General features: G+C 65.5%; 21 protein-coding genes. 9 read left to right on the top strand and 12 right to left on the bottom strand.

The window, feature by feature from the left end; genetic code table 11:
- The first annotated feature begins 55 nt into the window (after window positions 1-55).
- From GJ699_RS32355 to GJ699_RS32345, 3 genes are read left to right on the top strand one after another with little or no spacing between them, the layout of a single operon-like run.
- Complete coding sequence (locus GJ699_RS32355; RefSeq protein WP_154383546.1) at window positions 56-454, top strand: DUF1842 domain-containing protein; 399 nt, start codon at window positions 56-58, stop codon at window positions 452-454.
- A 53-nt stretch (window positions 455-507) separates the two neighbouring features.
- Window positions 508-1,524, top strand: coding sequence for a cupin-like domain-containing protein (locus tag GJ699_RS32350; protein WP_154383545.1), 1,017 nt, complete (start codon window positions 508-510; stop codon window positions 1,522-1,524).
- Between the two features lie 9 nt (window positions 1,525-1,533).
- Window positions 1,534-2,274 carry a YoaK family protein gene (locus GJ699_RS32345; protein ID WP_154383544.1) on the top strand — a complete coding sequence of 247 codons (741 nt, stop codon included), beginning with the start codon at window positions 1,534-1,536 and terminating at the stop codon, window positions 2,272-2,274.
- A gap of 10 nt (window positions 2,275-2,284) precedes the next feature.
- Here GJ699_RS32345 and GJ699_RS32340 read toward each other — a convergent pair whose 3' ends face one another.
- Genes GJ699_RS32340 through GJ699_RS32325 form a run of 4 tightly spaced genes read right to left on the bottom strand, consistent with a single transcriptional unit; the run spans window position 2,285 to window position 6,271 of the window.
- Window positions 2,285-3,703: an amidohydrolase family protein gene (locus GJ699_RS32340; protein ID WP_154383543.1), complete on the bottom strand. Its 1,419-nt coding sequence runs from the start codon at window positions 3,701-3,703 to the stop codon at window positions 2,285-2,287.
- Window positions 3,700-4,491, bottom strand: coding sequence for an ABC transporter permease (locus GJ699_RS32335; protein ID WP_154383542.1), 792 nt, complete (start codon window positions 4,489-4,491; stop codon window positions 3,700-3,702). Before GJ699_RS32335 ends, GJ699_RS32340 begins: the two co-directional genes overlap by 4 nt.
- Window positions 4,488-5,288 carry an ABC transporter ATP-binding protein gene (locus GJ699_RS32330; protein ID WP_154383541.1) on the bottom strand — a complete coding sequence of 267 codons (801 nt, stop codon included), beginning with the start codon at window positions 5,286-5,288 and terminating at the stop codon, window positions 4,488-4,490. The genes GJ699_RS32335 and GJ699_RS32330 overlap by 4 nt, the downstream gene beginning before the upstream one ends.
- An 11-nt stretch (window positions 5,289-5,299) precedes the next feature.
- Window positions 5,300-6,271: an ABC transporter substrate-binding protein gene (locus GJ699_RS32325; protein ID WP_154383540.1), complete on the bottom strand. Its 972-nt coding sequence runs from the start codon at window positions 6,269-6,271 to the stop codon at window positions 5,300-5,302.
- Between the two features lie 405 nt (window positions 6,272-6,676).
- Between GJ699_RS32325 and GJ699_RS32320 the strand changes: the two genes are divergently transcribed.
- Window positions 6,677-7,657: a 2OG-Fe(II) oxygenase family protein gene (locus tag GJ699_RS32320; protein ID WP_154383539.1), complete on the top strand. Its 981-nt coding sequence runs from the start codon at window positions 6,677-6,679 to the stop codon at window positions 7,655-7,657.
- On the opposite strand, the gene mhpA is transcribed toward GJ699_RS32320, so the two are convergent.
- Genes mhpA through GJ699_RS32305 form a run of 3 tightly spaced genes read right to left on the bottom strand, consistent with a single transcriptional unit; the run spans window position 7,624 to window position 11,002 of the window.
- A complete protein-coding gene (gene mhpA, locus GJ699_RS32315) occupies window positions 7,624-9,228 on the bottom strand; it encodes a bifunctional 3-(3-hydroxy-phenyl)propionate/3-hydroxycinnamic acid hydroxylase MhpA (RefSeq protein WP_154383538.1) in 1,605 nt (534 codons plus the stop codon). The genes GJ699_RS32320 and mhpA overlap by 34 nt on opposite strands.
- A 17-nt stretch (window positions 9,229-9,245) precedes the next feature.
- Window positions 9,246-10,163 carry a VOC family protein gene (locus GJ699_RS32310; protein ID WP_154383537.1) on the bottom strand — a complete coding sequence of 306 codons (918 nt, stop codon included), beginning with the start codon at window positions 10,161-10,163 and terminating at the stop codon, window positions 9,246-9,248.
- Window positions 10,164-10,165: 2 nt separating this feature from the next.
- A complete protein-coding gene (locus GJ699_RS32305) occupies window positions 10,166-11,002 on the bottom strand; it encodes a fumarylacetoacetate hydrolase family protein (RefSeq protein ID WP_154383536.1) in 837 nt (278 codons plus the stop codon).
- Window positions 11,003-11,156: 154 nt separating this feature from the next.
- Between GJ699_RS32305 and GJ699_RS32300 the strand changes: the two genes are divergently transcribed.
- Entirely contained in the window at window positions 11,157-11,867 is a 711-nt protein-coding gene (locus GJ699_RS32300; protein ID WP_154383535.1) for a TetR/AcrR family transcriptional regulator, read from the top strand.
- Here GJ699_RS32300 and GJ699_RS32295 read toward each other — a convergent pair.
- On the bottom strand, window positions 11,864-12,439 hold the full coding sequence (locus GJ699_RS32295; RefSeq protein WP_154383534.1) for a nuclear transport factor 2 family protein: 576 nt from the start codon (window positions 12,437-12,439) through the stop codon (window positions 11,864-11,866). The two genes, GJ699_RS32300 and GJ699_RS32295, sit on opposite strands and share 4 nt — an antisense overlap.
- A gap of 103 nt (window positions 12,440-12,542) precedes the next feature.
- Between GJ699_RS32295 and GJ699_RS32290 the strand changes: the two genes are divergently transcribed.
- From GJ699_RS32290 to GJ699_RS32280, 3 genes are all read left to right on the top strand, one after another.
- On the top strand, window positions 12,543-13,427 hold the full coding sequence (locus tag GJ699_RS32290) for a LysR substrate-binding domain-containing protein (RefSeq protein ID WP_154383533.1): 885 nt from the start codon (window positions 12,543-12,545) through the stop codon (window positions 13,425-13,427).
- Between the two features lie 72 nt (window positions 13,428-13,499).
- A complete protein-coding gene (locus GJ699_RS32285; protein WP_154383532.1) occupies window positions 13,500-15,731 on the top strand; it encodes an ATP-binding protein in 2,232 nt (743 codons plus the stop codon).
- Between the two features lie 9 nt (window positions 15,732-15,740).
- Window positions 15,741-16,196, top strand: a complete 456-nt coding sequence (locus GJ699_RS32280) for a response regulator (protein ID WP_154383531.1) — start codon at window positions 15,741-15,743, stop codon at window positions 16,194-16,196.
- On the opposite strand, the gene GJ699_RS32275 is transcribed toward GJ699_RS32280, so the two are convergent.
- Window positions 16,183-17,805 (bottom strand): response regulator, encoded by a 1,623-nt coding sequence (locus GJ699_RS32275; RefSeq protein ID WP_154383530.1) that lies wholly within the window; start codon window positions 17,803-17,805, stop codon window positions 16,183-16,185. The genes GJ699_RS32280 and GJ699_RS32275 overlap by 14 nt on opposite strands.
- Before the next feature lie 89 nt (window positions 17,806-17,894).
- On the opposite strand from GJ699_RS32275, the gene GJ699_RS32270 reads away from it, so the two are divergent.
- Entirely contained in the window at window positions 17,895-18,476 is a 582-nt protein-coding gene (locus GJ699_RS32270) for a biliverdin-producing heme oxygenase (RefSeq protein WP_154383529.1), read from the top strand.
- Here the strand turns inward: GJ699_RS32270 and GJ699_RS32265 are convergent.
- The 3 genes from GJ699_RS32265 to GJ699_RS34305 form a co-directional block, all read right to left on the bottom strand.
- On the bottom strand, window positions 18,439-19,560 hold the full coding sequence (locus tag GJ699_RS32265; protein ID WP_154383528.1) for a branched-chain amino acid ABC transporter substrate-binding protein: 1,122 nt from the start codon (window positions 19,558-19,560) through the stop codon (window positions 18,439-18,441). The genes GJ699_RS32270 and GJ699_RS32265 overlap by 38 nt on opposite strands.
- Window positions 19,561-19,651: 91 nt before the next feature.
- Entirely contained in the window at window positions 19,652-19,816 is a 165-nt protein-coding gene (locus GJ699_RS32260) for a hypothetical protein (RefSeq protein WP_195763703.1), read from the bottom strand.
- Window positions 19,817-20,104: 288 nt separating this feature from the next.
- On the bottom strand, window positions 20,105-20,419 hold a 315-nt coding region (locus tag GJ699_RS34305; protein WP_229262405.1), incomplete at its 5' end, for a hypothetical protein.

Raw genomic sequence — 20,419 nt, 5'->3', positions numbered from 1 at the left:
TTCAGCGGCAGACCTACAGTGCAGACCTGTTTCACATCTACACATCAGGAATGCCATGAGCCAGTTATTTACCGCCGTTTACGAAATCCATAGCGCCACCATCGGCCGTCCCGCCTTGCGCCTGAACCTGGTGGTCAATCGCGAGACCGCCGGGGTGGTTGGCACCACCGTGCTGGAAACTGTCACCGGAGAAATCCACGAAATGTCGGTGCGCGGCCACCACATGGAAATCGAGGGCGGCGATGCCCTGCAGGCCATCGTGCTGGCCGGCACGCCGCCGATTTTCAGCACCGCCGACGAGTCGCCCACCGCGTTCCAGATGTTGCTGGTGTTGCCCACCGCGTGGAAGGATGGCCAGGCTTGCTACAAGATGAGTCTGGGCAAAATCTTCCCGCGCATCATCGACGTGCGCGACGGCATCGCGCGGGCGGTGTTGCCGGAGACGGTATATTGAAGAGTCTTTGCGGTACACTGGTGGCGACTATCGCCCCCGTGTAAAGGAGACACATGAGCCGTGACGAGACCGCGCCCGCCGTGGCGGTGAACGATTCCTGGCGTGGCTGGATCGCTGAAAATCTGGTGCTCGGCGCCCAGCCGGAGACGCTGGCCGGCATCATGGTGGAATCCGGCATCGCCGCGCCGGAGGCCGAGGCCGAAGTGGCGGCCGCCGTCCGCAGCCCCTATCTGAGCGGGGTGGCGCGGCTTAGCAACCGGCTGGCCAAGCGTGACTGGGTGCTGGGCATCCAGGCCCGGCTGAACCGGCTGACGCCGCCCACGGTGCCGCGCCGCGCGTGCCTGTCCGGCGACGAGTTCCTCGACCAGTACTACCGCCGCAACCAGCCGGTGATCATCACCGGCATGCTGGACGATTGCGCGGCGCGCGAAAAATGGAGCTTTGACTACCTGGCGACGCAGTTGGGCCAGCGCGAGGTCGAGGTGCAGTTCGGCCGCAACGCCGATGCCGATTATGAGCTGAACAGCGCCTCGCACCGGCGCCGCATGCCATTTGCCGACTACGTGGCGCTGGTGCGCGCCGCCGGCGTCACCAACGATTTCTACATGACAGCCAATAACGACCATCACAATCGCGAAGCGCTGCGCGAGCTGATGGCCGACTTGCCGCCGCTGGACCAGTATCTGAAACCGGGCGCCAACGGCTTTTTCTGGTTTGGCCCGGCCGGCACCATCACCCCCTTCCACCACGACCTGACCAATAATTTCATGATTCAGGTGGCGGGCCGCAAGCGGGTGCGCATGGTGGCGCCGTGCGACACGCCCAATATGTACAACCAGCGGCACTGCTTCTCGCCGGTGGACGGGCGCGGCATCGACCTGCAGCGCTTCCCGCTGATGGCCGAGGTACCGGTGCTGGAGTGCGTGCTGGCGCCGGGCGAAATCCTGTTCCTGCCGGTCGGCTGGTGGCATTTCGTCGAGGCGCTGGACGTCACCATCACCATCTCCACCACCCAATTCCGTTGGGATAACGACTTTTATACGCACTATCCGCGCAACCAGGATTTCTGAGAGGCCCGTATGCCCCTGCATTATCTGCGTAGCTACGCCAGCCCGCAGCGCACTGAGGCCGGCAACCGGCGGCTGGGATTGTCGCTGGCCTTCGTGGCCGGCGCGGTCAATGCCGGCGGCTTTTTCGCGGTGGGGCGCTACACCTCGCACATGACCGGGGTGGTGTCGGCGCTGGCGGACGACCTGGCGCTGGGCGAGATCACGCTGGTGGCGGTGGGGCTGCTGTCGCTGGCGGCCTTCCTGCTGGGCGCGGCGACATCGGCCATCCTGATTAACTGGGGCCGGCGGCACGAGGCGCACAGCCGCTACGCGCTGCCCTTGATGCTGGAGGCGGCGCTGCTGCTGGCGTTTGGCCTGGCCGGGGCGGCGCTGGTGGCGGCCGGGCATATCACCGCCACCATCGCGCTGCTGTGTTTTGTGATGGGACTGCAGAACGCCATCATCACCAAGGCCTCGCGCGCCGAAATCCGCACCACCCACGTCACCGGGCTGGTGACCGATATCGGCATTGAACTGGGCAAGCTGCTGTACTGGAACGGCGCGGCGGCAGCCGGCCAGCGCGTGCGCGCCGACCACCACCGGCTGGTGCTGTTGGCCGGGCTGCTGGCCATGTTCCTCGGCGGCGCGCTGGCCGGCGCCTTCGGTTTCCATTACTTCGGCTATGCCGCCACCGTGCCGCTGGCGGCGGTGCTGCTGGTGCTGGCCATGATGCCGCTGTGGGACGACATGCGCGCCGCAGTGCGTTCCTGAGCCCGACGCCTCAGACGCCGCTGCGCCGCTGCAGCGTGGCCACCGCCTCGCGCGCCTGCGCCGCCAGCTGCGCCATGTCGATGCCGGGAATGGCGTCGTGCTCCGCCACCACGCGCCCCCCCACCAGCAGCGCGCGCAGCGACGGCCGGCCGCCGCTGGCCACCGGCGCGATCGCGATATCGTGCAGGCCGAAGTAGCGCGGATCATCCAGCTTGTAGATGGCGATATCGGCCGCCTTGCCCACTTCGAGTGTGCCGATTGCATCCAGTCCCAGCACCGCCGCGCCGCCGGCCGTCCCCCAGCGCACCACGTCCTCGATGCGCGCGGCGTCGGCGCCGCCTTCGCTGTCGCCACCCAGCGCGCGCGGGCGCGCCAGTTCGCCGCGCCGGGCACGCTGCATCAGCCAGGCCGCATGGGTTTCGGAGATCATGTCGGCCGCCTCGTTGGAGGCGGCGCCATCGACGCCGATCGATACCGGCACGCCGGCCGCTTCCAGCGCCGGGATGTCGGCAATGCCGCTGCCCAGGCGGCCGTTGGATTGCGGACAGTGGGCGATGCCGGTGCCGGTCGCCCCCAGCTGGCCGATTTCATCGCGATCCAGTTTGACCAGATGGGCGAACCAGACGTCCTTGCCCAGCCATTCATACTCACCGCAGAAGGCGACCGGCGAGCGGTCGTAGCGTTCGCGCGCCGAATTCTGGTATTCCACCGTCTCCGACAAATGGCTGTGCAGCCGGATACCCAGCCGCCGCGCTTCGCGCGCGCAGGTGCGCAGTTCTTCCGGCGACATCGAATACAGCGGCGTGGTCGGCGCCATCACCACGCGCCGCATCGCGTCCGGTGCCGCTTGATGATAACGGGCGGTGAGACGCGCGCAATCGCTGAGGAAATCGTCCAGCGACTCCGGCCGCAGCGCCTGCGGCAGTTCGCTTTCCAGCTGGCGGGTGCGGGTGGCGCCGCCACGGCACAGCACAAAGCGCAGCCCCAGTTTATCCGCCTCGTCGAACAGGATGGCCGAACCGTCATACGGCATGCCGGGGTAGTACAGATAATTGTGATCGGCCACGGTGCCGCAGCCGCTGCGCAGCAGTTCGATCAGGCCGATGCGCGCCGCCAGCCGGAAGCTGTGTTCATCGAACGCGGCGCGGAAGCGGTAGGGCGTGGCGGCCAGCCATGGCGTCAGCGACAGATCCAGCCCTTGCGGCTCGCCCTTCAGCAGCGACTGGAACAGATGATGATGGGTGTTGACCCAGGCCGGATACACCACGCAGTCGCGGGCGTCGATAATCTGCTCGCCGGGTTGCGGCGTCAATGCGCCCATCGCGGCGATGATGCCGTTGTCGATGCGCAGGTCCGGCCCGGCGTGGCGTTCGCCGGCGCCGCGCAAGCCGGTCAGGATGGCGGCCGCGTTGCGGATCAGGATACTCATAGTTCACTCTCATGCCAGTGCGACAAAGCCAGGCGTGTCGCCAACACCATCGCGCCGAACAGCAGCACGCCGCTCAGCGTAATCAGAAACAGCGCGGCAAACAGTCGCGGAATATTCAGCGCGAAGCCGGCCTGCAGGATCTGATAAGCCAGGCCGGCGCTGGTGCCGCCGGTGCCAGCCACGAATTCTGCCACCACCGCGCCGATCAGCGCCAGTCCGCACGAGATGCGCAGGCCGCCGAAGAAGTAGGGCAGGGCGCTGGGGATGCGCAGCCGTACCAGCGTATCCCATTTGCTGGCGTGGTTGACGCGGAACAGGTTGAGCAGGCCGGGGTTCACGCTGCGCAGGCCCAGTACCGTGTTGGAGATGATCGGGAACACCGCCACCATGGTGGCGCAGATTACCAGCGCCATGGTCGGGTCCTTGACCCAGATGATGATCAATGGCGCAATCGCGGCCACCGGCGTCACCTGCAGCAGGATCGCATACGGGAACAGACTGGCCTCGATGACGCGGCTTTGAACGAACAGGAAGGCGGCCGCGCAGCCCAGCACGATCGACAGCGCGAACGCCAGCAGTGTAATGCGCAGCGTGACCCACAGCGCATCCGACAGCATTTGCCAGTCTTCGACCAGCGCGCGGATGATCACGGTGGGCGCGGGCACCAGATAATCCGGCACCGCCATCAGCGTGCAGACGGCCTGCCAGATCACCAGCAGCACGACGCCGACCGCCAGCGGCGCGGCGATGCGTTGCACGGCGGGGCGGGAAAGGAGTGGGGGATTCATGGCTGCTCCTGGGTGTTAGCTTGCGTCAGCAGCGCCGACAGCTCGGCGCAATAGTGCATGAAGGGGGGCGACACGCGGAAGGCATCGTCGCGCACCGCCGGTCCTTCGATGGCGACGTCGGCGATCACGCGGCCGGGGCGTGCCGCCATCACGATCACGCGGCTGGACAGGTACACCGCCTCGTAAATACTGTGGGTGACGAAGACCACCGTCAGGCCGCGCTCGGCCCACAGCGCGCGCAGGTCGGCGTCCAGCCGGTTGCGGGTGAATTCGTCCAGCGCGCCGAACGGTTCGTCCATCAGCAGCAGGTCCGGATTGGTGGCCAGCGCGCGGGCGATGGAGACGCGCATCTGCATGCCGCCCGACAGCTCGCGCGGATACACGCCGCCGAACTTGTCCAGCCCCACCAGCGCCAGTGCGCGCCTGACGCGCTCCTCGCTTTCGGCGCGGTCCATCCGCGCCAGGTCCAGCGGCAGCCGCACGTTGTCGGCCACGCGCGCCCAGGGCATCAGCGTCGCTTCCTGAAATACCATCGCCAGCTTGTGGTGCTCGCCGCGCCGAATGTGGCCGGCCGATGGTTGTTCCAGGCCGGCGAACAGCTTGAGCAAGGTGCTCTTGCCGCAGCCCGAGGGGCCGAGCAGCGACACGAATTCGCCCGGCTGTATGCCGAGCTTGACGCGCTCCAGCGCCAGTGTGCCGTTGGGGTAGGTCTTCTCGACCTGATTGGCGTACAGCGCCGGCGCCACTGCGGCGCCGCCGGACACGCCGTCTTCCATGCTGCGGTAAAGGACTGCCATCTCGTTCTCCTTCAAGGCATCACGCGCAGGTCTTTGACGAACTGCGTGGTGTAGGCTTTTTTCCAGTCGGCGTCCGCCTTCAGCAGGCCGGCGCCGACCATGAAGTCACGCGTCTTTTGCCAGCGCGCGTCGCTCATGGTGCCGATGCCTTGCGTGGCCGCATCGCCGCCGTTAATCATGCGGTATTCCTTCAGCTTCTCGACGCCCCACGCCAGCTGGTCGTCCTGCATGTTCGGGTTGTCCTTCTTGATCAGCGCATTGCCGGGGGCCGGATTTTCCAGATAGCTTTTCCAGCCTTCCATCGACGCTTTGACGAAGCGCGCCACCAGTTCCGGCTTGTCCTTCACGGTCTTCTGCATGGTGACGATGGTGGTGCCGTATGGCGGATAGCCGTCGTCGGCAAACAGGAAGAAGCGGTTTTTCACGCCGGCTTTATTGGCCGAGAATACTTCCGACGAAGCGTAAGCCTGCTGCGCCGAACGCGGATCGGCAAAGAAGGGTTGCAGGTTGAAGGTGTAGACCCGCGACTGCGCATCATCCAGTTTGTAGCGCGCCTTCAGCCACGGCCACCAGGTCACGCGGCCGGAAGTCGATACCAGCACCGTGCGCGATTTGAGATCCGCCAGGCTCTTGACGTCATCGTGCGTCATCATGCCTTGCAGCTCGCTCTGGAAACTGGCGGCGACGGTGGTGACGGGCACGCCGGTCTCCACGCTCTTCAGCGTTTGCAGGTCGTAACCCATCAGGAAGTCGGCCTGGCCGCTGCTGAGGATCTGCATGCCGTTCACCTGCGGGCCGCCCATGCGGATGGTCACATCGAGGCCGTATTTCTTGTAGATGCCGGTGGCGACAGCCTGATAGAAGCCGCCATGTTCGGCCTGCGCATACCAGGAAGTGAGGAAGACAACTTTGTCGGCGGCCAGCGCGTGGGCGCCGGTGCACAGGGACAGCAGGCAGGAGATGAGGCAGGTACGTAGTCGCATGATGGCCTTCTTTAAGAGAGCGGTAGAGAACACGCCCGCATGCCGTCATGAAGAGTAAGCGCTCATGAAGGCAGGCCTGCACGACGTCATCGTCGCGGCAGTGGCGCAGCTTCAAGAGCAATTTCCCGACTGCCGTGCTGCTGGCAGGTGAACGCTTATACTCTTGGCCGAAAGGGATGCAAATCCTGTGCCACGATTTTTTGCGCGCGCATGGCGCAGACGCCAGGTGGCGCGCACCACGACGATGCGCGCGCGGCGCCGTTGTGGTGCGGGGTGCACCGCCGCCAGCGGCCTGGCGGCTGGTCTGGATTTTGCATCGACAGGGCGCAAGAGTATAAGCGTTCAGCCTTCCGTCAGGAGGTAGGGAATTGCTCTTGAATTTATCATCCATTCAAGGAGCCCCTTATGTACGCACTCAATGAATTGAACAAAGAAGCCCGCATGGGCATGTTCGGTACCGAAACCAGCAAGCGCGAAATCCGCCGCATCGATCTGTCCCACTTCAGCAGCCGCAAAGCGGACATCGCCGACCAACTGTGGTCGGCGGCGGTGGATGTCGGCTTCTTCCAGGTTCGCAATCACGGCATCGATCTGGCCAAGGTGCGGGCGGCGTTTGCGGCGGCCGAAGCTTTCTTCGCGCTGCCGGAACAGGTCAAGCGCCAGTACCCGCTGGTGAAGGCGGATAACGCCGGCTGGGAAAGCAAGGCGCAGGTGCGGCCATCGACCGGCACCGCCGACCAGAAAGAGTCGTACCAGATCACCCGTCCGCACATGGCGCAGCTGTGGCCCACGGAAGAAGAACTGCCGGGCTTTAAACAGACCATGCTGGAATTCGAAGCGCAGTGCTGGCAGCTCGGCATGAATCTGCTGTCCTGCTTTGCGGACAAGCTGGGATTCGACAGCGACTTCTTCACCACCGCGCACAATCCGGAACAGGCCAGCTACCAGAGCACCTTGCGGCTGCTACATTACTACGCCATCGACCCGGCCTTCAAGGACAAGCTGGATCTGTGGCGTGCCGGCGCGCATACCGACTTCGATTGCCTCACGCTGCTGTTCCAGCAGCAGGGGCAGGGCGGGCTGCAAGTCTGTCCCGGCAAGGAGATGGATGCGCACGAGTGGACCAGCATTACGCCGGACGATGATGTCATCACCTGTAATATCGGCGATATGCTGATGCGCTGGAGCGACGACCAGCTACCGTCCAACTTCCACCGCGTGAAGAATCCGCTGCCGCATGAGTATCAAGGGCCGCGCTACAGCATCGCCTTCTTCTGCCAGGCCAACCGCGATGTGATGATCGAAGGACCGGACCAGAAGTATCCGCCGATTAGCGCGGCCGACTATCTGTATCAGCGCGTCAACGCCAACTTCAAGGCGTATTGACGATAGTCCGCCGCCAGTGCCGTGACCAGCGGTGCAATCTGCTGCGCGCTGGCGGCGCTGCCGTACAGGTAGAAGTCCGGCCGCACCAGCATCGCCGCCAGTTCATGCTGATCCATGTAGGGACCGAACTTGGCGTCGATGTCGATGAAGGCGCCCGGCGCGCTGGCATCTTCCGCCAGATAGACCGTGCGCACGCCCATCTGCGCCAGTTGCACGCAACTGGCCGGCGTCATCGCGTCCAGCACGGCGGCGCTGCGCAGCACCAGCGTGAAGCCCAAGCCGGTCAGGTCGTCGTAACGGCCGCTGCGGCCGTCGCGCTGAATGGTGCCGTGAGGGCTGAGCAGGCCGGCCGCGCCGAGCGGACGTCCCTGTTCGTCCTTGTGCAGCATGCCTTGCGTCAGGCTGGGGAAGGCCGGCGGCGGCGTGACGCTGCCGTCGAAGAAGGACTGGTCGCGCCGCGCGGCGGCTGCCGCGTCGGGGATGCAGATCACTTTACCCAGATACATCGACAGGTCGACCACGTCGCTGGCATGCGGGCGGCGTTCCTGCTGGTAGGTGTCCAGCAACGCGTCGTCCGCTTCGCCCTTCAGGATCAGGTCCAGTTTCCACGACAGGTTCCACGCGTCGCGCAGGCCGGCGCACATGCCTTGACCCATGAACGGCGGCATGACGTGGGCGGCGTCGCCGGCAATCAGCAGCCGGCCATTGCGCCAGCGGTCGGCGATCAATGAGCGGAAGGTGTACAGCTTGTGGCGCACCATCTGGCCTTGCTCGGGCGTGACCCATGGCGACAGCAGCTTCCAGGCGGTGGCTTCCTGTTCCAGCTCCTCGCGCGTTTCGTGCGGCATGCGCATGAACTCCCAGCGCCGGTAGTAGCGTCCTTCGGATACCCCGGCCGGCACGATGGTGGTCGGGCGCGCCGGATTGCAGTATTGCGCCGCCGCCGGTACGTCCAGCGTCACGCCTTCATGCGGCAGCACGTCGATCACCAGCCAGTCGGCCTCGAAGCCGCGGTCTTCCTGCACCGCGCCGATGGCTTGCCGTACCAGGCTGTTGGCGCCGTCGGCGCCGATCAGATAACGTCCGCGCACGGTGCGCTGTTCGCCGCTGGCGACGTCGCGCGCGGTCAGCTCGGCGTAGTCGCTGGTCTGGCTGACGCTCAGCACTTCGCAGCCAAGATTGATGTCGATCTCCGCATACTTGCGGGCCTGGCGGTCGAACATCGCTTCCATGGTCGGCTGGTGGACGAAGTTCACCTCGGTGCCGCCGGAGATCGATTCTTTCGACCAGTCGATCGCCAGCAGTTCTTTCCATTCGGCGTTGAACCAGCGATAGGGCGGTGCGGCGTGGGTCACGCCGGGCAACTGGTCGCGCATGCCGATGGCGGCCAGCACGCGGTAGATTTCATGGTCGATGCAGACGGCGCGCGGCAGCGGATAGCGCTCGCTCCAGCGTTCAAACACGGCCACGCTGTGGCCGCGGCGCGCCAGCATCACGGCCAGAATCTCGCTGACCGGGCCATAGCCGACCAGCAGCACGTCGACCAGCTTCGGGGTATCGTTCAAGTTCATGGTGCATCTCCTGTCGGTCACTCTGCGGTGATTTCATAGTTGCGGGTAAAGTCGTCCGGTGGCGTTTCGCCCCAGACGTAAAGGGAGTCTTCCGGCGGATAGTCGCCGGACGGCCATTCCAGTCCGGCCGCGATGTGGTCGATGTCGAACGAGTATTCGCTGTAGCCGCCCCACGGATCGCGCACGTAGCGGAAGTAGTTGGAGCCCAGCACATGGCGGCCGACGCCCCAGCCGCGCGCGTAACCTGCCTCTGTCATCTGCTGCGCACCAAGGCCGATGTCGTCGAACGAGCTGACGTCCCAGCTGCTGTGGTGCAGGCCGTAGTCCTCGGACAGCGCCAGTGCCAGCAAATGATGGTCGCTGCCGTGCGGGCTATGCATGAAAGCGATCACCGAGCCGGAACGGTCGGACAGCCGCAGTCCCAGCACGCCGGTGTAAAAGTCCATGCTGGCGTCGACATCGGCGGTGAAGGTGAGGATGTGCGACAGCCGGTTGGGCCGTACCTGTTGCAGCATGCTGCGGCGTGGCGCGCGTCCCGCCGCGCTGTCGGCCGGCGGGAAGATGCGTGCCGACTTGTGGTCGGGCGTGCATTTTTCGCTGACCACCAGCTGCTGCGGCAGGCCGTCCGGTCCTTTGAACCACAGGCCCGGCTGGTCGCTTTGCAGCGGCGGCGGCAGGCGCTGGGTGTAGCGCTGGTCCAGCTTGAGCGCCAGCGCCGGCAGGTCGTCGGCGTGCACGCCCCAGCTGATCCACAGCAGCCGCTTGCAATCGCCCGGCAGGATGCGCGCCCAGCGATGCGGGTGGCCGTGGGTGTACAGCGCCAGGCCGCCCGCCTCGTCCCGCACATCGAGGCCAAAGCTGCGATAGAAATGCGCCGCCGCGTCCAGATCCGGCACGCTGAAGGCGAATTCGTGGATGGAGTGAACGGCGAGCATGGTCACACCACGGTTTGCGTCTGGCTGCCCAGTTGGTCGATGCGCAGTGTCACCACATCGCCCTTGGCCAGGAACTGCGGCGGTTTCATGCCGAGGCCCACGCCGGCCGGGGTGCCGGTGATGATCAGGTCACCTGGCAGCAGCGTCATGAACTGGCTCAGGTAAGCGATGATCTCGGCCACCGGGAAGATCATGTCGGCGGTGTTGGACTGCTGCTTGACGACGCCGTTGACGCTCAATTCCATGTTCAGCGTTTGCGGATTCGGGATTTCGTCGGCGGTGGTCAGCCAGGGACCGACCGGGCCGAAGCTGTCGAAGCTCTTGCCCTTGCCCCATTGGCCGTTGCGCTTGATCTGCCAGTTACGTTCGGAGACGTCATTGGCCAGGCAGTAGCCGGCCACGTAGTCCAGCGCTTCCTCCTTGGCCACCTTGCGCGCGGTTTTGCCGATCACGAAACCCAGTTCGATTTCCCAATCGGTTTCTTCCGAGCCTTGCGGCAGCACGATGTCGTCGTTGGCGCCGCTCAGCGAGGTCAGCGCCTTGGTGAACACCACCGGTTCGGCCGGCAGCGGCAAGCCGGATTCCTCGGCGTGCTTGCGGTAGTTCAGGCCAATCGCGACGAACTGGCGGATGCCGGCCAGCGGCACGCCGAAGCGCACCGCGCCTTCCACCAGCGGCATTTTGTCCAGATCGATGGCGGCCAGCGCGCGCAGGCGCTCCGGCGCCAGCCATTCCGGGGTCCAGTCGGGGATCAGCAGGGACAGATCGCGCACCCGGCCTTGCGCGTCCAGGGCGCCGGCTTTTTCCGCGCCGGGCAAACCAAATCGAAGCAGCTTCATAGTGAATTCCTCGTTGAAATGACGGTAATGTCAAAACAAGTGTAAACGAATTGACGATAGTGTCAATACGAATTTCTGTCATTCACAAATGAAATAATGTTTTCAAAGGCAATACGCCCGACCGATGGCCCGGTGCTTGGTCTATACTGCGCGCATGACTGAAAAATCCGCCAATACCGTCAGACCTCATCAGCAACGCGTCGGCCAGGAACGGCGCGAACGCACGCGGGCGCTGCTGATCCGCAGCGCGATTGACGTGTTTGCCCGGCGCGGCCCGGATGCGCCGGTGATCGACGATTTCATCGCCGCCGCCGGTCTGGCGCGCGGCACTTTTTACAACTACTTCCGCACCACCCACGAATTGCTGGAAGCCGTCACCGGCGAGTTAAGCGATGAAGTGCTGGGCGTGGTCGACCTGGAAGTGCTGAAGTACGAAGACCCGGCGGTGCGGGTGTGCGTGGGCACGCGGCTGTACGCGCAGTTCGCGCTGACCTATCCGGTATGGGGCACCTTCCTGACCCGCATCGGTTCGGCCCACGCGGTGCGCGGCAAGCTGCTGGATGTGTATCTGGGGCGCGACCTGGCGCTGGGGATCGCCGGCGGGCGCTTTGCGGCCGGCACCGCGCTGCCGGCGCGCGATATCATCCTCGGCTCGATTTTCTTCGGCATCGAGACCTTGCTGACGGAAGCCAGCAGCGGGCAGCATGTCGAGCGCATGCTGCAGATTGTGTTGCAGGGCATGGGCTTGAGCGCGCAGGAAGCGCACACCATCGCCTACATGCCGCTGCCCGATGTCGGCGCCATGCCGTCATCGATTTTCTCGACGCTGAAGCAGGTCGCGCCGCCGGCCGCGAGGGCTTCCTAAGCCGCCAGCCAGGCTTGCGCTTCGGCGCGCATCTGCTGTTCCAGTTCGCTGCCACGGGTGGCAAACACGCGCCGCACCGGGAAGCCGCTTTGCGCCAGCAGGTAAGCCAGCGGCGCGTAGCCGCGCGGGTATTGCGCCAGCACCGCGCGGTCGATCTCGACCGGGCCGTCGGGGAAGGTGAAGCTGCCCATGTCGTACACGCTCTGGCGTTTCACCAGCCGCCACACGCCATCGCGCTTTTCCGCCAGATCGTAGAAGCGGTTATGGTTGCTGCAGCCCAGGCCCAGCGCGGCGTTGTCGGCGACGATGACGGCGTTGGTTTCGACGATGGCCTTGTTGCCGTTGAAGGTCACGAGCGGGGTGGCGATCAGGTGCTTGGTGCTCAGCTTCGACGCCCCCATGCGGATCGAACCGTCGATAAAGTCGCTGGCTTTGCCTTCAAACCAGGTCACTTCAATTTCGCCGTCGGGGTGGAACAGCGCGCGCAGTTGGTCCCATTGTCCCAGGTCGCGATGAATCCAGCCGTTGATCAAGTCGGTGATTTGCTGGCGGTCTTCCAGATAGCTTTGCATGATGTACTCCGTGATTGGTGATGCAGCCAGTATCGTCAAAGCCGGGTGTAAAATCCAATAGATAGATCTGCTGGATTGATCAAATTAATTGATGAAGGCAACCATGGACTTACGCACCCTGCGCAGTTTTCTGGTGCTGGCGGAAGAGGGCCATTTCGGCCGCGCCGCCGAGCGCCTGCACATCGTCCAGCCGGCGCTGAGCATGCAGATCCGCGCACTGGAAGAAGAACTGGGCGGGCCGCTGTTCCTGCGCACCAGCCGGCGGGTGGAACTGACCGACGCCGGCCGCCTGCTGCAACTGGAGGCGCAGCGCACGCTGACGCAGGCCGAGCATGCGAAACAGTCGGTCAGCCGCATGATGCGCGGCGAGCTGGGACGGGTGCGGGTCGGCTTTGCCGGCAACGCGGTCCTGAGCGGCAAGCTGTCGCACGACCTGCGCAGTTTTCACGCCGCGTATCCGGACGCGGAACTGGTGGTGCGCGAAAGCGCGCCGCAAGCGCAGATGGCCGCGATTCTGGCCGGCGAGCTGGATCTGGGCTACACGCCGGATCATGGACTGGAACTGGCGCCGTCGCTGCAGGCGGAAAAAATCGGCAACTGGCGCTTTGTGGCGGCGCTGAGCGACACCCATCCGCTGGCGGCCAGGCGCGAACTGACGGCGAAAATGATCGCCACCCAGCCGCTGGTGCTGTACGCCGCCAACCAGATGGATGAAGCGCTGCTGGCGGCGCTGCGGCCGCTGTTGGCGCAGGAGCCGAAGGTGGCGCATCGCGCCGCCACCACGCTGGGCGTGCTGGCGTTGGTGACGGCGGGCCTCGGCATTGCGCTGGTGCCGGATCCGATGGAACAACTGCGGCTGCCGAATATCGTCTACAAGCCGCTGCGTGGACTGAAGCTGTCGGCCAATCTGGTGCTGGTCAGCCGCCGTCAGGAGGCCAGCGGCGCGGTGCTGGCGTATCTGGCGCTGGCGCGCCAGCAACGGCTGTAACCAACACTCGATTCGTGCATCTGTGCGGCGTAAAAATTGGTAAGATGATTGTTTATTCCACGTCTGCCTCCCATGCAACCTGCAAGCATTACCGACCAGATAGCAAATTGCGAGCGTGAGCCCATCCGCACGCCGGGCGCGATTCAGCCGCACGGCTTTTTACTGGCGCTCGACCCGGCCTTGAAGGTGCTGCAGGTGAGCGACAATCTGGCGCGTTTCATCGGCCTCGCGCCGGAGCAGGCGCTGGGCCAGCCGCTGGCTGCCATCATCGGCGGCGAGGCGGCCGAGGTGCTGGCGTGGGTGATGGAAGAGGGCGGTTTGCGCGAACGGCCGAGCTACCTCGCCACGGTGCGCTGCAATGGCAGCGAATTCGATGTGCTGGGCCATGCGTGGGACCAGTTGGCGATGCTGGAGTTCGAGCCGATCGCCGATCACAGTGGCGCCGGCTTGCAGCAGCTCTATCCGCTGGTGGGCGATTTCCTCAACAAGATCAGCGATACCGATTCGATCGTGGAACTGTGCCGGCTGGCGGCGGTCGATATCCGCGCGATGACCGGCTTTGGCCGGGTGATGGTGTACAGCTTCGACGAGGACGGCCATGGCAACGTGCTGGCCGAATGTCTGGCCAATGGCTACGACAGCTATCTGGGCCAGCGCTTCCCGGCCAGCGACATTCCGCGCCAGGCGCGCGAGCTGTATGTGGCCAACCGGGTGCGCATGATCCAACATGCCGACTACACGCCGGCGCAACTGGTGCCGGCCGAGAATCCGCTCAGCGGCCAGCCCAACGACCTGTCGTTCGCGGCGCTGCGCAGCGTGTCGCCGGTACACCTGCAATACATGCGCAACATGGGCACCATGGCCTCGATGTCGGTGTCGCTGGTGGTCAAGGGCCGGCTGTGGGGACTGATCTCCTGCCACCACGCCGAGCCGCGCCCGCTCAGCTTCCACCAGCGTACCGTGTGCGAGCAACTGGGACAAATCCTGGCGCTGCATCTCAAGAACCGCAACGATTCCGACGAACTGCAATTCCGTCTCGAAGTACGGCGCGCCATGGTGCGGGTGCTGGGCGGCCTGACGCAAGGCGCGGACTTCATCGACAACCTGCGCAGCGTGCTGCCCGAGCTGCTGCACTTCGCGCGCGCTGGCGGCGTGGCGATCGTGGTCGATGAGCGGTTGATCACCTTTGGCGATACGCCCAGCAATGCGCAGATTCAGGACCTGACCGCGTGGCTGGCCACCAATCGCCACGACGACTTGTTCCACAGCGCGCACCTGAGCGCGCGCTATGCGGCGGCGGCGGATTACACCGCATGCGCCAGCGGCTTGCTGGCGATGCCGATCTCGCGCATACACCAGCACTACCTGCTGTGGTTCCGTCCCGAGCATGTATACCACATCGACTGGGCCGGACGGCCGGACGGCAAGCAGTCCACCAACGGCATGCTGTCGCCGCGCACCAGCTTTGCGGCATGGCGCGAGACGGTGCATGGCGCCAGCGCGCCGTGGCGCGAGGCCGAACTGGAACTGGCGCTGGAATTCCGCGGCGCGTTGCTGGGCATCGCGCTGGAACGCGCCGAGCAGATGGCCGACCTGGCCGAGGAGCTGGGCCGCGCCAACAAGGAGCTGGAGGCTTTTTCGTATTCGGTGTCGCACGATCTGCGCGCGCCGCTGCGCCACATCGTCGGCTTTTCCGACCTGCTGATGGAAACCGCCGGCAGCGATAATCCGGAACGGCGCCAGCGCTTCCTGGCCAACATCAAGGACGCGGCGCGGCTGGCCGGCAAGCTGGTGGACGACCTGCTGAGTTTTTCGCAGATGGGACGTGCCGCGTTGCGGCCGATCCGCTTCAGCATGGCCGACCTGGTGCGGGGCACCATCGACAAGCTGGCGCCGGAGCTGACGGCGCAGCGCATCGACTGGCAGGTTGGCCCGCTGCCGGAGGTCAGCGGCGACCCGGCCTTCCTGCAACTGGCGCTGTACAATCTGCTGTCGAACGCGGTCAAGTTCAGCGCCAACAGCAATCCCGCCCGCATCCGCGTCAGCTGCGAGCAGCTGCCGGGGGAGACGGTGTTCCACGTGGCCGACAATGGCGTCGGCTTCAACATGGAGTATGTGCATAAATTGTTCGGTGTGTTCCAGCGGCTGCACCGCATGGAGGACTTCCAGGGCACCGGCATCGGCCTGGCCAATGTGCGCCGCATCGTCGAGCGCCATGGCGGCCGGGTATGGGCCAATTCCACACCGGGCGAGGGCGCGACCTTTTCATTTGCCTTACCCAATACCGACATCGATACTGATTGAGATACGCCTATGCTGAAACCCATCCTGCTGGTGGAAGACAATCCACACGATCTTGAACTGACGCTGATTGCGCTGGAGCGCAGCCAGCTGGCCAATGAAGTCATCGTGGTGCGCGACGGCGCCGAGGCGCTGGACTATTTGCACGCGCGCGGCGCCTACGCCAGCCGTGAGCAGGGCAACCCGGCGGTGGTGCTGCTGGACTTGAAACTGCCCAAGGTGGACGGGCTGGAGGTGCTGGCCGAGATCCGTGGTTCCGCCACGCTGAAAAGCATGCCGGTGGTGATGCTGACCTCTTCCAGGGAAGAGCAGGATCTGGTGCGCAGCTATGAGCTGGGCGTCAACGCTTACGTGGTCAAGCCGGTGGACTTTGCGGAATTCGTGCGCGCGATTGCGGATCTGGGCATCTTCTGGGCGGTGCTGAACGAGCCGCCGCCGGGATCGCACCGTTACATCAAGCCGCAGTGATGGCCTGAGCGCGTTGCCGCAGCAGGTGGCGGATGCGCGCGCTCAGGGTTTCGGCATTATAGGGTTTGGCCAGCAGATGGACGCCGGGCGGCAGCTTGCCGTCGTGCGCCAGCACCCCTTCCGCGTAGCCCGAGGTGAACAGGATCTGCGCCTGCGGCTGGTGGCGGCGCACCAGTTCCGTCAATTCCAGACTGCTGATCCGGCCCGGCATGATCACATCGGTGAACAGCAGGTCGATGCGGGCGCCGCGCTCGATCTGGTGCGCGGCCTGCTCGGCGTCGGCGGCGCTCAACACCTCGTAGCCTAGCGTGGACAGCAGGTCGGCCGTGGCCTGGCGGATGTCGTCTTCGTCTTCCACCACCAGGATGGTTTCCACGCCGCTGACCAGCGGCGGCGCGACCGGCTGCGTCTCGGCCGCCGGCGCTGCCAGGCTGCGGCGCAGCGCGATCTGCACGCAGGTGCCACGTCCCACTTCGCTGTGCAGCGCGATCTCGCCGCCGGATTGCTTGACGAAGCCGTAGGCCATGCTCAATCCCAGTCCGGTGCCCTGGCCGGACGGCTTGGTGGTGAAGAAGGGTTCGAAGGCGCGCCGCAACACCTCGGGCGGCATGCCGGCGCCGGTGTCGGCGATTTCGATCAGCACATGGTCGCCGGCGCCGGGCGCGGCCTGTCCCGGCAGCGGTGAGCCGGCCGGCAGGTTGCGGGCGCGGATGGTCAGCGTGCCTTCGCCGCCCATGGCGTCGCGCGCGTTGATGGCTAGGTTGAGGATGACGTTATTGAGCTGGCTGACATCGACCTCGGTATTCCACAGCGCCGGCGTCAGTTCGGTGCGCACCACGGCGCACGGGCCGAGCACGCGGCGCAGCATGTCTTCCATGTCGGCCAGCAGCGGCGCCAGCGCGGTCACTGTGTTCTGCAGCGGCTGGCGGCGCGCGAACGCCAGCAAATGCGACGACAGCTGGGCGCCGCGTTCGACGCCGCTCATGGCGTTGCGCAGCCGGCCCAGGCCTTTTTCATCGAGGCCGGCGGTCAGCTGCAGCAGATGCAGATTGGCGGCGATGATCTGCAGCACGTTGTTGAAATCGTGCGCCACGCCGCCGGTCAGCTGGCCGATCGCTTCCATCTTCTGCGCCTGGTGCAGCGCGGCCTGGCTGGCGCGCAGTTCTTCCTCGCGCTGGCGCAGTTCGGCAAAGGCGGCGTCGCGCTGCAGGTGCGCCTGGTAGGCCGCGCTGTGGTAGCGGATGCGCGCTTCCAGTTCGCGCGCGTCCGGCCATTTGACCAGATAGTCGTTGGCGCCCAGCGCGAAGGCGCGCGCCTTGATGTCGGCATCGTCCTCGGAGGACAGCAGGATCACGGGCACCTGCGCGGTGTCGTCCCGCGCGCGCAGCATGCGGATCACGTCGAAGCCGTCCGCGCCCGGCATGCGCAGGTCGACCAGCACCACCGTGGCCTGGGTGTCGCGGCATAGCTGTGGCGCGTGCTCGGCGCGGCTGTCGTAATGCAGCGCGATGTCGGCGCGCTGCGACAGGTGGTAGCCGATCAGGTCTTCCGCGATGACTTCATCGTCGATCAGCAGAACGGAGCAATGGGGGACGGGTGCATGGTTCATGTCGGGTTGATTCTACCCGAGCGTTGGCGTACGGCGCGCGCGGTAGCGCTTGTGTAAAATGGCTTGCATTGAGTTGAACGGAAGAAATTATGTCGGACGTATTGAGCGCCTTGCGCGCCGCCACCGCCGAACGCCACGCCGAGCTGGACACCCGCACGCCGCTGGCGGCGCCGGCGCCCGACCTGCGCGCCTACCGCGATCATCTGCGCTTGCTGGAAGCGTGGCTGGCGCCGTTGCAGGATTGGCTGGATGGCGCCGGCCCGGCGCAGGCGCTGCCGGCGCGCGACTATCTGGCGCAGTTGCGCGCCGACTTGGCCGATCCGGCGCTGGCCGCATTGCCGGCCGTCGCGCCGCTGTCAATGGACGCGGATTGGCCGCGCGATGCCGGCACGGCATATCGTTGGGGTGTGGCGTATGTGGTGGAGGGATCGCAGCTGGGCGGGGCGGTGCTGTACAAGCGCCTGCACGAACAATTGGCGCCGCATCCGCTGGGGTATCTGCGCGGCCAGGGATCGCCTGGACCGCGCTGGCAGCAATTTCTCGCCGCCCTGCGCGGCGCCGTGGTGACGGCGCCGCAAATCGAGGAAGCCTGCCAGGGTGCGCGGCAGGCGTTCGACAGTCTGATCGCGCTGCTTAATAGCTCGTCAGTGGGGACGGCTGGCCGCCCTTGAAGGTGAAGATGGTGACCGGCGACTGCTTCATGTCGCCCTTGGCGTCAAACGCGTAGGTGCCGGCCACGCCCTGGTAGGAACCGGCGCTGATGATGGCTTGTACCTTTTGCGCGTCGACCGAATTCGCTTTCTGCATGGCCTGGGCGTACATCATGACCGCGTCGTAGTAGGCGGCGGCATAGACGTCCGGCTCCTGCTTGTAACGGGCCTTGAACTTGGCCTTGAAGGCGGCGCCGCCGGAGGCCTTGTCCAGAATCGCGCCACCCTGCGAGCACAGCACGTTGTCGGCGACGGCGTCGCCACCCAGCTTGCCCATTTCGGCGGTGCAGATGGTGTCGCCGCCCAGCAGCTTGGCGCTGATGCCCAGCTGTTTCATCTGACGCGCCATCGGCGCCGCCTGCGGCGCGTAGCCGCCGAAGAAGATCGCTTGCACGTTCTTGGTTTTCAGCTTGGTCAGGATGGAGGTGAAGTCGAACGCCTTGTCGTTGGTGAACTCGTGGCCGGCCACGGTCATGCCGGCGGCTTTGGCCTGCTTCTTGAATTCCTCGGCCACGCCCTGGCCGAAGGCGGTGCGGTCGTCGATGACGGCGACGTTTTTCAGTTTCAGTTCATTGGCGGCGTACAGCGCCATCTTGGAGCCCAGCTGGGAGTCGCTGGCGTTGACGCGGTACAGGCCCTTGTAGCCTTGCTGCGTCAGTTTCGGGTTGGTGGCCACGCTGGCGATCAGCACGCCGGCTTCGTTGTAGGCGCGCGAGGCGGGGATGGCGACGCCGGAGTTGTACGGGCCGACCACGTAGTGCACGCCGTTGTCGATCAGCTTCTGGGCGGCGGCCATGCCGGCTTTAGGGTCGCCCTGGTCGTCTTCCGACAGCAGTTCGAATTTCAGTTTTTTGCCGGCCACGGTGATCGGTTTGGCATTCAGTTCTTCCACCGCCAGGCGCGCGCCGCTTTCATTGTCCTTGCCGGAAAAGGCCTGGGAACCGGACAGCGGGCCGCTGTGGCCGATTTTCACCACGGTGTCCTGGGCGTAGGCGCCAGTGGCGGCCAGCAGGGCCAGGACGGCGGCGGTATGCTTCAACTTCATGCGATCTCCTTTGAGTGAATCCGATGATTATCGCTAAAAACGCAAAATATTATCGTCCGAACTGGGGCCGCAAACGGGGCCGCTTCTGAATTTAATTTGGCGCGCGCTGGTGGATGCGGGTTAGTGCGGTGTTGATGCGGTCGATGATGCCGTCGTCCTTGTCGCGCGCGATGGCAAAAAAGACACCACTATCGTTGCCCAGCGGCGTTGGCAACACGCTGTAGCCGCTGTTGGCGGCGGCGCCGAGGGCGCCCATGCGGCTGAACGGGAAGGTGGCGTCGCTGCGGGTGACGATCCACAGCTTGTTGTACGCGGCGACGTAAAGATGGGCATGGCGCCGATTATTGCAGAAATCCGCCGGCGGCCGTAAAAAGCGGGCGGACAGCCAGCAATGGCCAGCCAGTGGCGAGGCGGGGCGCTCGGGTGGCTTCGCGCCGGTGCCGTGGCGGTCCCGCTCCGGAGCTTGGGCGGTATTGCGGCGGTGGCCGGTGGCCGGTGACCGCTGCTCGGGTGGTCGCGCGCCGCTTGCCTGGGCGTGGTGGCGTCAGGTGGCGCTGGTGCCTATGCCACGGGTGGGCGTGGTGGCGTTGACGGCGCCGACGCGGGGGATGGCCTGGGTGGCGCTCTGGCCGACACGGGCGGCATTGCCGGCAACGTCGTTGATGTTGTAGGCGGCGATGGCGGCGGCCAGCGCGGGATTGGCGCGCAGCGGATCGGTCGGCGCGTTGGCGCTGGCGCGGGCCGCTGCGGCCTGGGCGGCGTTGGTCTGTTCCGCCGCTGCCTGTGCGGCGGCGGCTTGTTGCGCGGCGCTGGCGGCTGCTGCGGCGTTCTGGGTCGCCTCGGCTGCGGCCGCGTTGGC

This window comes from Duganella guangzhouensis (genome assembly GCF_009674535.1).
Lineage (GTDB): Bacteria > Pseudomonadota > Gammaproteobacteria > Burkholderiales > Burkholderiaceae_D > Rugamonas > Rugamonas guangzhouensis.
The sequence above is the reverse complement of the archived record's forward strand: the minus strand, read 5'-3'. Positions and strand labels throughout refer to the sequence as shown.